Origin of the sequence: Streptomyces spiroverticillatus (assembly GCA_014650415.1) — a bacterium.
GTDB lineage: Bacteria > Actinomycetota > Actinomycetes > Streptomycetales > Streptomycetaceae > Streptomyces > Streptomyces spiroverticillatus.
In genome coordinates, this window is record BMUX01000008.1 from 273,723 (window position 1) to 286,970 (window position 13,248).

Genomic DNA, 13,248 nt, shown 5'->3' on the forward strand with positions numbered 1-13,248 from the left:
GGATCTCCACCCCCGGTTCCACCCGTGGGTCCAGGTGCCGGAGGCCGTTTCTCAGCAGTCTTGAGGGCATGACAACAACGGAGTGGATCACCGACATCGCCCTCGTCCTCATCGTCTTCCGGCAGCTGCGGGAAGGTCGGCTCGACGCCAAGACCTTCCTGCTGCCGCTCGCGATCGTGTCGTACGTGGCGTACTCGTACCTCGACGAGATCCCCACGGCGGGCAACGACCTCGTCCTGATCGCCGCCCTGATGGGCGCGGGCGCCGTGCTCGGCGTCGCGGGCGGCATCTACACCCGCATCCGGGCCCTCGACGGCCACCTGCTGATCAAGGCGGGCGCGGTGTCCGCCGTGCTGTGGATCGTCGGCATGGGGGCCCGGATGGGCTTCCAGGTCTGGGTCGAGCACGGCGGGGGCGCCGACAGCGTCGCCCGGTTCAGCGCCGCGCATCAGATCACCAGCGGGCAGGCCTGGGTCACGGCGTTCGTCCTGATGGCGCTCACCGAGGTCGTCACCCGGGTCGGCACCATCTACCTGCGCGGCCGTCGGGCGCGGGCGGCGGTCCGGCCGGTGCCCGTCCTGGACCGTGCGGCCTGATCATGTCGTACGTTGGGCTCGTGTCCGAGCAGGAGAGCCAGAAGAGCCGGGAGAGCCGGGAGAGCCGGGAGAGCCGGGAGAGCGCCGAGCGGCCCGTCCCGGGGCAGGACCCGCGCGTGCAGTGGGTGGCGACCCTCGCGGTGATCGTCGTGGGCGCCCTCACCATCCGGCCGATGGGCGTCACCGGGCAGGGGCTCGCCGTCACCGCCCTCTTCGTGGTCAACGCGGCCTCGCTGCTGGCCCGGCGGCTGCCCGAGCACAAAGTGCCGCCGCGCCTCGCACTCGGCTGGCTCTCGCTCGCCGTCGTCGCGGCCGCCGCGCTGATCGCGGTCAGCGACCGGGGTACGAGCTACCTCTTCGCCTTCTTCGTCGCCGGCCACATCGGCTACCGGCTCCCCACCAGGCAGGCCCTCGCCCTCGCGGGGGCCTGCGGCCTGCTGTGCGCGGCCGTGCTGTGGCTGCGGCCCGGGTACGACGGGCAGACCTGGATGTTCGGGCTCGTCACCGCCGCCCCGGTGCTGGTCGGTATCGTCAACCGCAGCCAGAAGCAGAGCGTACGGTCGGCGCTGGCGGCCGCCGAGGCGGCGGAACGCGCCGCACGCGCCGAGGCCAGGACCGCCGTCCTCACCGAGCGCGGCCGGATCGCCCGGGACGTGCACGACGTACTGGCGCATTCGCTCGCCGGGATCAACATGCAGCTGGAACTGGTCGACGCCCTGATCGACACCGGCGACCTGGAGCGCATCCGCGAGGCCAACGGCAAGGCCCACAGCCTGGTCAAGGAGAGCCTGAAGCAGGCGCAGTGGACCGTGCACGCCCTGCGCGAGGACGCATTGCCGCTGGTGGAGAGCCTCACGGCGATGGTCGAGTCCTCCGGTCACCACGACGTCCTGCGCGTCACGGGTGCCGTGCGCGACGTACCGGCGAAGACGGCGCAGAACCTGCTGCGGATCGCCCAGGAGGCCCTGACCAACGCCGCCCGGCACGCTCCCGGGGGAGTGGTCGCTGTGGAGCTGGCGTTCGCCGACGCGTCGACCACGCTGGTGGTACGGAACGGTCCCGCCGCCCGTGAGGCACCCCGGCCGGGCGGCAGCGGGATGGGGCTGATCGGCATGCGCGAGCGGGTGGCGCTGCTGGCAGGAACGGTCACGGCGGGCCCGGTCGTCGAGGGGCCGTACGCGGGCGGCTGGCAGGTGGAGGCGGTGATTCCGGGGTGAGTGGCCCTGGGGGCGAGGAGGATGCGTACATGACGAGTGAACAGAGCGGCCCGTTGCGGGTGGTCGTCGCCGACGACCAGGCGGCCGTACGGGAACCGCTTGCCGCGGTGCTGGGCCTGGCCGAGGACATCGACGTGGTCGCGGCGGCCGCCCACGGCGGCGAAGTGCTGGAGGCCGTGGCCGCCGGGCCGGTCGACGTGGTGCTGATGGACCTGCGGATGCCGGTCATGGACGGCATCGAGGCCACGCGACGCCTCGCCGAGGAGCACCCGCAGGTGGCGGTGGTCGTGCTGACCACCTTCGCCGACGACGCGTCGATCCTGGGCGCGCTCGGTGCGGGTGCGCGCGGCTACCTCACCAAGAACGCGGGGCGCCAGGACATCACCCGGGCGATCCGGGCCGCTGCGGCAGGTCAGTCCGTGCTTGACCGCGAGGTCCAGGACCGGCTGCTCGCCACGGTCAGGACCCAGGCCCGGCCGCCGGCGCAGGACCTGCCGGACGACCTCACGCCGCGCGAACGCGAAGTGCTCGCGCTGATCGGGCAGGGGCTGCCCAACAGGGGCATCGCGGAGTCGCTCTTCATCAGCGAGGCCACGGTGAAGACCCACATCAACAACCTGTTCGCCAAGGCGGACATCCGCGACCGCGCCGAGGCGGTGCGCCGGGCGATTGCGGCGGGGTTGGCCTGAGGCCGGGGCAGGTCACGGGGACGTGGCGCGAGCCAGCCACGTGAGCAAGGGGGTCAGCTCCCGGGCCGCCTCGACCACCTGGCCCACGGGAGCCGACGTGAGCGCGTCGGCGTCCCCGGCCAGGGGGCGGACGGCCAGCAGGGAGCGGTGCCGCAGCAGGGTCGCGCGGGGGTGGTCGGCGGGCAGACCGCGCGGCATGCGGGTCATGAGGTCGCCGGTGATCTCGTAGCCGCGCGGACGCAGCACGTCGAGCAGTTCGGCGAGTTCCGTGCCGCTGCCGACGGCGGCGACCGCCGCCCGGTAGCGCTGGACCTGGCCGGGGAGCGCGTAGTGCCAGCCCGCCTTGAGGTGCAGGCCGTCGAGGTCGAAGCGGAGCCCGATCTCGACCCGGGGCGCGAACCTGATCACCGCGCCCTGGTGCTGCCACCACCAGACCTCCTTGCGGAAGCCCCACACGGAGAAGTCCTCCAGGTCGGGGTTGGCGTCGGCCACGTCGTTCAGCAGCGCGATCATGGGCTGCCGGACGTGCCGCTCCCTCTCCTTGCGGAGCTTCTCGCGCGCGTCGTGCGGGGGATCTCCCTCCAACTGCAGCAGTACGTCGAAGGCTTGTTCCGGCCATCCGCCGAAGGTTCCGCTCATTCGCGGATCCTACGGGCCTGCGGCACGTGTTTGCGGAGCCGCCGTCCGACGACGGGTGCGTACGGAGCGGGCCCGGCCGCTGGCAGGGTGAGGCCGACCTCCGCGCCGCCCCCTTCGGCCGCCCCCGCGAACACCGTGCCGCCGTCGGCCGTGACGCTGTCGTGCACGATCGCCAGCCCGAGACCGGAACCCGGCGTGGACTGGGTGCGCGCACCCCGGTAGAAGCGGTCGAACACGGCCTCGCGGTCCGCCGGGTCGATGCCCGGACCCCGGTCCCGTACGGACAGTCGGCACCCCTCGACATGCAGGACGACCGGGGTGTCCGCCGGGCTGAACTTCACCGCGTTGTTCAGGAGGTTGTCGACGCAGCGTTGCAGGGCGCGGGGCCTGGCCCGTACCGGAAGGGGATCGTCCGTGGTGACGGTGATCGTGCGGCCGGTACGGGTGCGGTGGCGCAGCGCGGTGTCCTCGGCGAGGACCGCCAGGTCGACGGTGGCGGGGGGCTCGTCGGTGTACCGGTCGGTGGCCAGCTCGACCAGCTCGCGCACCAGGTCGTCCAGGGCGGCCGTCTCGGTGACCAGCGTGCTCAGGATCTGCTCCTCGTCCTCGGCGGCCAGTCTGCCGCGCCCCCGTTGCAGGAGTTCGGCGCTGCCGCGCACCGAGGTGAGCGGGGTGCGCAGCTCGTGGCTGGCGTCCTGGACCAGGCGCTGCTGCTGGTCGCGGGAGCGGCGCAGCGCGTTCAGCATGGAGGCGAAGCTCCGGGTGAGCTGGCCCACCTCGTCGGGTCCGGCGGGCGGGAGTTCGGTGGTCAGGTCCCGGGTGGCGGTGATGTGCGCGGTGGTCCGCGCTAGCCGGCGCACCGGGCGCAGCACCCGGCCCACGACGAACCAGCTCAGCAGCGCGGACACGGCCAGGGCGGCGGCCGTCGTGCCGGTGACGCGCCACAGGAACGCGTCGTCCACCCGGGCCGCGCCCTCGTAGGACTGGGCCACCATCACCGCGCCCCCGCGCGGCAGCGGCCGGGTCAGGACCCCGTACTCGGTGCCGTCGACCACCAGGTCCTCCAGGTGCCCGCCCTTCCCCGTCCGGGCCACCTCCAGGGCGGCGGCCGAGACGGGGATCTCCGGGCCCGAGGGGGTGAGGCGGCGCACGGTGCCCCGCTCGGACACCACCTGGTCGGCGATGCCCCGCCGGGGCGGCGGGGCCAGCCCCGCCGAGACCAGCGTGTGGACGGTGTGCGTACGGTCCTCCAGGCCGCGCTCCATCTCCTCGCCCACGAGATCGCTGACACCCCGGTACGACATGACGGCCGCCAGGGTCATGGCGAGGGCGGCGGCCGCGACGACGACGGCGGTGATCTTCGTACGGAGCATGAGGTGCGGCCGTCGGGCCATCAGGCGGCCCGCACGGTGTAGCCGACGCTGCGGACGGTGTGGATCAGCCGGGGTTCGCCGCCCTGCTCGGTCTTCTGGCGGAGATAGCCGATGTAGACGTCCAGGGAGCGCGAGGTGGTGTCGAAGTCGTACCCCCAGATGCTCTCGTACATCTGCGAGCGGGTGAGCACCGTGCCCGGGTGGCACAGCAGCAGCTCCAGCACGTCGAACTCGGTTTTGGTGAGGTCGAGTTGGCGCTCTCCCCGGAAGGCGAGCCGGGTCTCGGGGTCCAGGGTCAGGTCCCCGACGCCGAGCGTGCCGCCCACATCGGCGGGCTCGGTGCGGCGGAGCAACGCCCGTATCCGTGCGAAGAGTTCCTCCGTGGCGAAGGGCTTCGCCAGGTAGTCGTCGGCGCCCGCGTCCAGCCCGGCCACCCGGTCGCCGACCTCGTGACGTGCCGTCAGGACCAGTACGGGCAGCCGGTCCCCGCGCCTGCGCAGCATCCGGCACAGGCCGAGCCCGTCCAGGTTCGGCATCACCACGTCCAGCACCGCCACGTCGGGGCGCTCCCGCTCCAGGAGGCCGAGGGCCTCCAGGCCGTCGGCGGCCAGCAGGACCTTGTAGCCCTCGAAGCGCAGCAGTTGGTCCAGGGTGCTGCGCACTCCGGGGTCGTCCTCGGCGACGAGCACCGTGCGGGGGCGCTCGATTGCGTCTCTCATGTGATCATCTTCGCCGGTGTCGTGCCTGGTCACGGCACCGGGCTGCCCGTACTGGCCGTCCATCGGGGTCACTTGCCCACGGGCGCGACGGTGATCGGCTCCAGGCCGCGCGTGCAGGACGTGTCGCCCGTGCCGCCGGTGCGCAGGAAGCGGGTCGAGACGCCGGTCACGCAGCCGGTCTGCTCCCACTCCGGGACGTGCCCGGTGTTGCGCACCGACAGGAAGCGGCTGTCGCGGAACTGCTTCGCCGCCTTGATGCCGTTGGCGTCCGGGGTGTTGGCGTCGAGGTCGCCGGAGAGGACCAGGACCGGGACGTCGGGCAGCTTGGGGTGCGTGGGCTGCGGGTGCGGTGCGGTGTTCTCGCGCGGCCAGCCGATGCAGACGTCACCGCCGTCCGTGGGCCCCTCGTTGAACCCCTGCGCGCTGAACGCGCCGTGCTCGCCGCGCCCCGCGCCCGCGAGGGCCGCCCGGTACTGCCGCCACCGCTCGGCCACCGGGGCCTTCGCCGACCAGGCCTGGCGGTAGTCGTTGCACACCACGCCGATGTACGGGGCCTGGTCCTCCAGGCTGCCGGACGCCCCGTCCTCCTGGATCAGAGTCCGCAGGGGGGTGGTGTCGCCGCGCGTGAACTTGTTGAGCGCGGCGGGCAGTTGGCCGAGCAGCGAGGGCTCGCCGGGTGCGGACCCGACCTCGCGGCTGGCCGCCTCGTACAGCAGATTGGCGAGCTTGCCCTCGGTGAACCGTACGGAGTACGTGCCGTGCTCGGTGGTCACCGGCACGGTCATCGGCCGGGCCCGCAGCCGGGCGGCGACGGTCTTCAGGTCGTTCACGGCCTGCTTGCCGTCACAGGCCTTGCGGAGGCTGCGGTCGCAGACGCGGTGCAGGGACTTGGAGACGGCCTGAGCCTGGGGCCGGGCGAGGGGGTCGAAGTTCAGGGGGTAGGCGCCGGACTGGACGATCGAGCGGACGTGCTCCGGGTGCCGGGAGGCGTACACGGGCATCAGGTACGTGCCGTACGAGAGCCCGTAGAGGGAGAGCTGGCGCACCCCGAGCCGGGCGCGGACGGCGTCGATGTCGTCGGCGGTGGCCGCGCTGGTGTAGGCGGCGGCCTTGGGCCCGAGGTTTTTGGCGCATCTTTCGACGGCGGCGCGCTGCTGGGCGCGGGTGCCGAAGCGGTACTCGGCGTCGGTGACCCCGCAGGGGATGCGCTCGGAGCGGCCGGTGCCGCGCGGGTCGACGAGGAGGAGGTCGTGGTCCTTCACGAGGTCGCCCAGTGCGTGCTGGAAGAGGGGGGCCCGGTCGATGACGACCTCGCCGGGGCCGCCGGTGTTCACGGCCACGGTGCCCTTGGCGGGGCCGCTGCCGCTGTGCCGTACGACCGCGTAGCTCACCTTGACCTTGCCGAGGGCGGTCTTGTCGGCGACCAGCGGACGGTCGAGGGAGCCGCAGTCGACCCGGTGGCCGGGGACGGCGGGGCACCAGGCCGGGGCGGACGCGGCGACGGGGGCCATCGCCGGGGTGTTCACCGGCAGCATGGTCGCGCCGGTGGCCAGCAGGGTGGTGACCGCGAGTGCCAGTCCTGCCTGCTTCACGGTCTTCGTGGGCTTGTACGTCATCGTCCGCTCCTCATTCTCGATCTTGCTCTCCGGTGCGAGAACGACATTGCCGGGCCCGTTTCACAGCGACGGCAGAGCAATGACAAAGCAACGTAAGAATCCGTGGGGGCGGACGGAGGTCCCTCGGGGCGAGCGGGTGACTCGTTCGAACGACCATGTCGATAGAGTGCGGTCATGGCTCACGTGACCGCGGCCGAGCGCCGCCCCCAACTCGTCAAGGCGGCCATCGCCCTCATGACCCGCGAGGGCGTCGCCGCCGGCAGTACCCGTGCGATCGCCGCCGAGCTCGGCGTCGCACAGGCCACGGTGCACTACACCTTCGGCACGAAGGAAGACCTGTACCGGGCCGTCATGGAGCAGCTCACCCAGAACCTCGTCGACCACGTCGAACGGACCGCACCGACGGACGGCGGCTTCGCCGAGAGCCTGGCCGCCATGGCCACCGCCCTGTGGCACACGGTCCGCGAGCAGCCCGCCACCCACCAACTCCTCAACGAACTCACCCTGTTCGCCCTGCGCACCCCGAAGCTGCACGACGTCCTGCACAGCCACCACCACCAGGTGGAGGTGGTGACGTCCCGCCTGATCGAGGAGGTCGCCGAGCGGACCGGCCACCGCCTGGCCGTCCCCGCACCGGTCGTCGCCCACTACTTCCTCGGCGCCTTCGACGGCCTCAGCCTCCAGCTCCTCACCCTCCCCGACGAGGCCGCCGAACGCCACTGCCTCCAGGCCCTGGTCTCCAGTACGGTCGCCCTGTCGGGCGGCACCCTGGACGAGGTCCCGCTGCCCGCCGCCTGAGCACGTATGGAGGCACCGTGCCCGGTGATCACCGGGCACGGGGCCTCCGTACCGTACGAAAGGGGCCTCAGCCCGCCCACACGTCCTCGACGTACGTGCCGGACTCCTTCAGTGCGTCCAGCCACGCCACCGCCTCCGCGTCGCCCGCGCCCGTGTGCTCGCGGTACACCGCCATCAGGGCCTCGCGCACCGCCGGGGCCATCCGGCGGCCGTCGCCGCAGACGCGGACGTGGCCGCCCGCCTCCAGGACCGCCCAGATCTCGGCGCTCTCGCGGGCCATGCGGTCCTGGACGTACCGCACGCCGTCCTGCGGGGCGCGGGAGTACGTGGGGCGCATGCCGACCGCGCCCGCCGCCTCGGCCCGCTCGAACTCCTCGCGGTGCAGGTGGTCGACGTCCGGGTGGTCGCAGCCGAAGTAGCAGAGGAGGGGCGTGGTGGAGCCCTGGTGCAGGCGGTCGAGGACGGCTCCCCGGAAGGGCGCCAGGCCGGTGCCCGCGCTGATCAGGATCGCGGGGACGGTGTCGTCCGCGGGGAGGCGGAAGGGCTCCGCGCACGGCAGCACCCTGGCCAGCACCTCGTCCCCGGCCTCCAGCGTCTGTACGTAGGACGAGGCGACGCCCCGGAAGGTCCCGGCGGCACTGCGGTGGGGCGCGGCGAGCAGCGAGACCATCAGGTCCACCTCGCCCGGGGACGCCTGGGCGGAGGAGGAGATCGAATACTGGCGCGGACGCAGGACGGGCAGCGTCTCCAGGAAGCGCTCGAAGGGCAGCGTGCAGGAGGCGTACGTCTCCACCACGTCCAGGACGCTGCGCCCGTCGGCGGCCTCCGCACCGGCGGCCAGCAGCGCCTGCCGCTCGGGCGGGCACGCGGTGTGCTCGGCGATCAGCGCGATCTGCTCCGGGGTCGCCGGGTGCTGGAGCTCCACGAACTCGGTCAGCAGGCGGCGCAGCGTCAGCGGCCGGTCGACGGGGAGCGCGGCCCGGCTGCGGCGGCACGCGTCGAGCCGGACGGTGCGGTCCAGGTCCAGGCCGAACCGGTCGGCGACCCGGCGCACGAGCGCCTCGGAGTTGCGCGGCAGGACGGCCAGGTGGTCGCCGGTGCGGTACGTGGTGCCCTCCGGCAGCCGGATCTTCAGGAAGCGCTTGGAGCGGCCCAACTCGTGCTCCATGTCGACGAGTTCGTACGCCTCCACGACCCGCATGGGCCGCACGCCGTGCCGGTCGGCCAGCTCGCCGACGACCGAGGCCGGCACGTCGGTGAGGGCGTAGAGTCCGGCCTCCTCGGGCTCTTCCTGCGGGGCCTCGCCCCCGTACTGGCCGAGCAGCGCCGCCCACAGCTCCGCGCTCCACCGGTCCACGGTCCCCGCGAAGTCCCCCGAGGCGTCCGCCGCCCCGCGCTCCAGCAGCGGCACGGCCCCGGCGGCGCGCAGCCGCTCGTCGATGAGGGTGGGTACGTACTGGTAGGTGGCGGCCCAGTTGCGGTCGCCGACGCCGAGGACGGCGTACCGCAGCCCCTCCAGCGCGCCCGGCTCCAGCCCGTCCAGCCGCTCCACGAAGCGGACGGCGTCGTCGGTCGGACGGCCGTTGTACGAGGCGGCCACGACCACCAACGGCCCGTCGGCGGCACGCAGTTCTCCGGCCCGCGCGTCGAGCGGGGCGACCGAGGAGCTGAACCCGTACGCGTCCCCCTCGGCGGCCAGGTCGCGGGCGAGGCCCGCGCAGGTGCCGAGGTTGGAGCCGTGGAGGAGGGTCAACGTGGTTGCGGATGCCCGGAGTCGGGGCTTCGCCGTGGCGGGGGCCTCGGGGGTGAAAACGGGCATCCGTCGGTCACTCGTGGTGCGCCGGGCGAGGCCCAGGGTGAGGCCATCGGGCTTGATGGTGAGCGACTGGTGGAGCTTCAGCTGGTAGTCGGCGTGGTCGATCAGCCGGTAGCGGTGCACGATCAGGCCGAGCAGCAGCGTCGCCTCGTGGAGGGCGAACTGCCGCCCGATGCAGGCCCGTTCGCCACTGCCGAACGGCTTGAAGAGGTGCACGGGCCGCTCCGCCTCGCGCTCGGGGGCGAACCGCTCGGGGTCGAACAGCTCGACGTTCTCGCCCCAGGCCGCGTCCCGGTGCAGCGCCGGGGTGAGCACCAGCAGCGTCTCGCCCTTGCGGACCGGGTACGTGCCGCCGATGACCGTGTCCTCCAACGGCTCCACCGCGAAGGCTGGCGCGGTCGGCCACAGCCGCAGGCTCTCGTTGAGGACCTGGCGCAGGTAGGTGAGCTTTCCGACGTCCCCGTACGAGGGGGACGGCGTGTCGGTGTCGCCCCACAGGGCGTCGACCTCGGCCTGGGCGCGGGCCAGCACCTCGGGGTGCTTGGTCAGGTAGTGCAGGGCGAAGGACAGGGCGCCGCTGGTGGTCTCGTGGCCCGCGATGAGGAACGTGATCACCTGGTGGCGGATGTTCAGGTCGTCCAGCGGCTCTCCGGTGACGGCGTCGCGGGTGTGCAGCATTCGGCCCAGCAGGTCGTCGGTGGAGGTGTCGCCGGAGGCGCGGCGCTGCCGGATCACCTCGTCCACCAGGTCCGTCATCAGCGCTGCGTCCGCGCGGAACCGCTCCGCCTGCTTCCACCGGAAGATCTCCGTGCCCGGCAGCGACTCGCTCTTGGTCTGGGTGAAGGCCAGCGCGCGGCCCATCGCGTCCACGAAGGGGTGCGCCTTCTCGCTGCGGAACGACTCGAAGTCGTACCCGAAACCGCACAGCCCGATGGTGTCGAAGGTCAGCCGGGTCATGTCGGCGGGCACGTCCACCGGTGAACTGCCCGCCATGCGGTCCCACTTGGCGATCAGCGAGCGTGCCACGCCGAGCATGGTGGCGTGGTAGCCGCGCATCGCGCCCAGCGAGAACGCGGGCATCAGGATGTCGTGCGCCTTCTGCCAGTTGGGCTCGTGGGCGTAGGCGGTGAAGAGCCCGTCGCCGGCGATCTGCCGGATCTCGACCAGGTCCTGGTGGACGTTCTTGCGGAACCGGGTCTCGTCCGCCAGCTCGGCGACCAGGTCGAGACCGCCCACCACGACGGTCTCGTTGCCGAAGGCCCGCACCCGGTAGACCGGGCCCAACTCCTTGACCTCCTTGACCAGGTGGAGGAGCCCGTCCGCGCCCCGGGGGATGTCGAGGGCGTGCCCGAGCAGGGGCAGCGCGGGTCGCTCGGGAATGGGGGTGTTCGCCGCTGCCGTCTCTGCCGGGGTGACCGTGGCCGTGTGGGTCATGGGTCCGTCCGCCTCTCGTCCGTGCCGAGTCGCTCGCCAAGTCGCTTGCGTCGAACACAACTTATCGCTCGACATTGTCGAGTGACAATGTCGGGAGAACGTGTCGCTCGGCACAACGAAGACAGGCAACCGAACCGACCCGTACGACGTCCGCCCCCGCGCGGTGTCCGCCCCGCACCTCGCGTGCCCGCGTGACCCTTTGGGGCCCGTGGGGTTAGACGGGACGACATCCTTCGTCGGCCCTCACCCCGGAGTTCCCATGTCCCGTACCCGTACGTCCCTCGCCGCGCTGGTGCTCGCGGTGGCCGGAGCGATCGGCACCGCAGCGCCCGCCCTCGCCGCCGACTGCCCCGAGCACGGCACCGTGATCATGTCCAACGAGACCTTCGACCGGTACGTCGCCGCGTCCCCGGACGAGCAGCGGCTGATCATGGAGGATCCGGCGTACTTCGAGGTCTGGCAGAACTGCCTGCCGCCCAGCCACGTCGAGCGCAACGCCTGGGGGCCCGGCTACGTCTGCCTCCCGGAGGGCGCCGTGCAGTGAGTGCCGTCTCCGCATGACGCGTCGCCCCGCCCTCGTCGGCTCCCCGGCTCTCCAGGGCGGGGCTTCGTGCTGTGTACGGGTTTTTACGGAGCCGGCAGTACGCCGGAGCGATACTGGCGGAGACGGTCGCCCCGGGCCCGGGGACGTACCGCTACGAGGGGAGTCGTGCATGACGACAGCGAGAGACCTGTTCCTCACGGTCGTGGACCAGGGGCCGGAACATCCCGTCGGGCAGGGCGACCTCTCGCTCGCGCTGGCCGGGGCCGAGCTGATCGACCTCGTCGGTGCGGGGGCGGTCGCCGTGGAGCTCGACCGGATACGGCCGGGGGAGCCGGCGACGTACGACGGCGTCCTGGGCGAAGCTGCGGCGGGACTCGTCCGGCAGGAGCCGTACGAGCGGGTGGAGGACTGGCTGTGGCGCCGGGGCCAGGACCTCGCGGCCACCTACCAGGCGGCGCTGGAGCAGGACGGCGAGTTGACGCGGCAGCGCGGCGGCCGGCTGTCCCTCGGCGCGAAGCGCGTGACCCCCGCCGACACCCCCGCGCGGCGCGCCGCGGCCGACCGCTGGAACGAGCGGGAACCCGTCCTGGCCGCTCTCGCCGCGGCCGTCGGCATCGGCGCCGAGGAGGCTGTGTCCGAGCCCGAGCCCGAGCCCGAGCCCGAGGCAGGGTCCGAGTCCGGGGCCGGGTCCGAGTTCGGCGGGCTCGGCGACGAGGCGACGACGGCGGTGGTGGCCGCCGTCCACGACGCGCTGATGGAACTGGAGGCCGTACGCCAGCGGCGCTCCATCGAGAACGCCGCCTTCGCCAACCTCTGGCGCGGCCCGTGAGCCGGCTCATGCCTCCGGCGTCGTAGGTCGTACGGAGAATCGGGCGGCCGCCACGGGAACACTCGGACCGGTCGGCACGGTTGGATGGACCAATACGTTGCGTACGTCCCGTTGTCCGTTGGAGGACTTTTTCATGACTGACCGGACCGACCGGCCGCTGACCCTCATGGCAGTGCACGCCCACCCCGACGACGAGGCCACCAGTACGGGAGGAGTCCTGGCGCGCTACGCGGCGGAGGGCTTCCGCACGGTCCTGGTGACCTGTACCGACGGCGGCTGCGGAGACGGACCCGGGGGCGTCAAGCCCGGCGAACCCGGACACGATCCCGCAGCCGTCGCCCGCATGCGTCGCAAGGAACTCCAGGAGAGCTGCGAGGTCCTCAAGATCAGCGACCTGGAGACGCTCGACTACGCCGACTCCGGAATGATGGGCTGGCCGGGCAACGACGCCCCCGGCTCCTTCTGGCAGACCCCGGTCGAGGAGGGCGCCGCCCGCCTCGCCGACCTCATGCGCCACTACCGCCCCGACGTCGTCGTCACCTACGACGAGAACGGCTTCTACGGCCACCCCGACCACATCCAGGCCCACCGCATCACCATGGCGGCCGTGGCACTGACCGACCTCACGCCCAAGGTCTATTGGACGACCATGCCCCGCTCGGCGATGCAGCGCTTCGGCGAGACCCTGCGCGAGCTGGACCCGGAGATGCCGGAGCCGGACCCCGAGGAGACCGCCGCGATGGCGGAGATCGGTCTGCCGGACGACGAGATCACCACGTGGGTGGACACCACCGCGTTCAGCGGCCAGAAGTTCGACTCCCTGGTCGCGCACGCCAGCCAGGGCGAGAACATCTTCTTCCTGAAGATGGGCAAGGAGAAGTTCGGCGAGGTGATGGGCATGGAGACCTTCGTCCGGGTCCAGGACCCCACCTGCGCCCCGCTGCCGGAGACCGACCTCTTCGCCGGCCTGCGCTGAGC

12 protein-coding genes are annotated in these 13,248 nt (G+C 72.5%); 7 read left to right on the plus strand and 5 right to left on the minus strand.

Annotation, left to right across the window (positions count from 1 at the left end; translation table 11 throughout):
• Positions 1-68 precede the first annotated feature (68 nt).
• The 3 genes from IE269_RS22885 to IE269_RS22895 are packed head-to-tail and all read left to right on the plus strand — an operon-like array spanning position 69 to position 2,502.
• Positions 69-596, plus strand: a complete 528-nt coding sequence (locus IE269_RS22885) for a hypothetical protein (RefSeq protein ID WP_189824951.1) — start codon at positions 69-71, stop codon at positions 594-596.
• 20 nt (positions 597-616) lie between these two features.
• Entirely contained in the window at positions 617-1,813 is a 1,197-nt protein-coding gene (locus tag IE269_RS22890) for a sensor histidine kinase (protein ID WP_438817604.1), read from the plus strand.
• A gap of 29 nt (positions 1,814-1,842) precedes the next feature.
• Positions 1,843-2,502 (plus strand): response regulator transcription factor, encoded by a 660-nt coding sequence (locus tag IE269_RS22895; RefSeq protein ID WP_189824953.1) that lies wholly within the window; start codon positions 1,843-1,845, stop codon positions 2,500-2,502.
• 12 nt (positions 2,503-2,514) lie between these two features.
• On the opposite strand, the gene IE269_RS22900 is transcribed toward IE269_RS22895, so the two are convergent.
• The 4 genes from IE269_RS22900 to IE269_RS22915 form a co-directional block, all read right to left on the minus strand.
• Positions 2,515-3,141: a DUF2461 family protein gene (locus tag IE269_RS22900; RefSeq protein ID WP_189824954.1), complete on the minus strand. Its 627-nt coding sequence runs from the start codon at positions 3,139-3,141 to the stop codon at positions 2,515-2,517.
• Complete coding sequence (locus tag IE269_RS22905) at positions 3,138-4,535, minus strand: HAMP domain-containing sensor histidine kinase (RefSeq protein WP_189824955.1); 1,398 nt, start codon at positions 4,533-4,535, stop codon at positions 3,138-3,140. Before IE269_RS22905 ends, IE269_RS22900 begins: the two co-directional genes overlap by 4 nt.
• Positions 4,535-5,233 (minus strand): response regulator transcription factor, encoded by a 699-nt coding sequence (locus IE269_RS22910; RefSeq protein ID WP_189824956.1) that lies wholly within the window; start codon positions 5,231-5,233, stop codon positions 4,535-4,537. The genes IE269_RS22905 and IE269_RS22910 overlap by 1 nt, the downstream gene beginning before the upstream one ends.
• A 68-nt stretch (positions 5,234-5,301) precedes the next feature.
• Positions 5,302-6,849, minus strand: coding sequence for an alpha/beta fold hydrolase (locus IE269_RS22915; RefSeq protein WP_229898082.1), 1,548 nt, complete (start codon positions 6,847-6,849; stop codon positions 5,302-5,304).
• 174 nt (positions 6,850-7,023) lie between these two features.
• Here IE269_RS22915 and IE269_RS22920 point away from each other — a divergent pair, with 174 nt between their 5' ends.
• A complete protein-coding gene (locus IE269_RS22920) occupies positions 7,024-7,647 on the plus strand; it encodes a TetR/AcrR family transcriptional regulator (RefSeq protein ID WP_189824957.1) in 624 nt (207 codons plus the stop codon).
• Between the two features lie 67 nt (positions 7,648-7,714).
• On the opposite strand, the gene IE269_RS22925 is transcribed toward IE269_RS22920, so the two are convergent.
• The gene (locus tag IE269_RS22925; protein ID WP_189824958.1) at positions 7,715-10,897 is read right to left on the minus strand and encodes a bifunctional cytochrome P450/NADPH--P450 reductase; all 3,183 of its coding nucleotides are present in this window, start codon (positions 10,895-10,897) and stop codon (positions 7,715-7,717) included.
• Between the two features lie 259 nt (positions 10,898-11,156).
• Between IE269_RS22925 and IE269_RS22930 the strand changes: the two genes are divergently transcribed.
• The 3 genes from IE269_RS22930 (at position 11,157) to IE269_RS22940 (ending at position 13,246) form a co-directional block, all read left to right on the plus strand.
• Positions 11,157-11,441: a hypothetical protein gene (locus IE269_RS22930; RefSeq protein ID WP_189824959.1), complete on the plus strand. Its 285-nt coding sequence runs from the start codon at positions 11,157-11,159 to the stop codon at positions 11,439-11,441.
• Positions 11,442-11,610: 169 nt separating this feature from the next.
• A complete protein-coding gene (locus tag IE269_RS22935; protein WP_189824960.1) occupies positions 11,611-12,270 on the plus strand; it encodes a GOLPH3/VPS74 family protein in 660 nt (219 codons plus the stop codon).
• A 166-nt stretch (positions 12,271-12,436) separates the two neighbouring features.
• The gene (locus IE269_RS22940; protein ID WP_308436976.1) at positions 12,437-13,246 is read left to right on the plus strand and encodes a PIG-L family deacetylase; all 810 of its coding nucleotides are present in this window, start codon (positions 12,437-12,439) and stop codon (positions 13,244-13,246) included.
• The last annotated feature ends 2 nt before the right edge of the window (positions 13,247-13,248 follow it).

What these genes read in the sequence shown, in the direction of transcription:
- IE269_RS22885 (WP_189824951.1), top strand. Translation starts at nt 69, where the DNA reads ATGACAACAACGGAGTGGATCACCGACATCGCCCTCGTCCTCATCGTC.
- IE269_RS22895 (WP_189824953.1), top strand. Translation starts at nt 1,843, where the DNA reads ATGACGAGTGAACAGAGCGGCCCGTTGCGGGTGGTCGTCGCCGACGAC.
- IE269_RS22900 (WP_189824954.1), bottom strand. Translation starts at nt 3,141, where the DNA reads ATGAGCGGAACCTTCGGCGGATGGCCGGAACAAGCCTTCGACGTACTG.
- IE269_RS22905 (WP_189824955.1), bottom strand. Translation starts at nt 4,535, where the DNA reads ATGGCCCGACGGCCGCACCTCATGCTCCGTACGAAGATCACCGCCGTC.
- IE269_RS22910 (WP_189824956.1), bottom strand. Translation starts at nt 5,233, where the DNA reads ATGAGAGACGCAATCGAGCGCCCCCGCACGGTGCTCGTCGCCGAGGAC.
- IE269_RS22915 (WP_229898082.1), bottom strand. Translation starts at nt 6,849, where the DNA reads ATGACGTACAAGCCCACGAAGACCGTGAAGCAGGCAGGACTGGCACTC.
- IE269_RS22920 (WP_189824957.1), top strand. Translation starts at nt 7,024, where the DNA reads ATGGCTCACGTGACCGCGGCCGAGCGCCGCCCCCAACTCGTCAAGGCG.
- IE269_RS22925 (WP_189824958.1), bottom strand. Translation starts at nt 10,897, where the DNA reads ATGACCCACACGGCCACGGTCACCCCGGCAGAGACGGCAGCGGCGAAC.
- IE269_RS22930 (WP_189824959.1), top strand. Translation starts at nt 11,157, where the DNA reads ATGTCCCGTACCCGTACGTCCCTCGCCGCGCTGGTGCTCGCGGTGGCC.
- IE269_RS22935 (WP_189824960.1), top strand. Translation starts at nt 11,611, where the DNA reads ATGACGACAGCGAGAGACCTGTTCCTCACGGTCGTGGACCAGGGGCCG.
- IE269_RS22940 (WP_308436976.1), top strand. Translation starts at nt 12,437, where the DNA reads ATGGCAGTGCACGCCCACCCCGACGACGAGGCCACCAGTACGGGAGGA.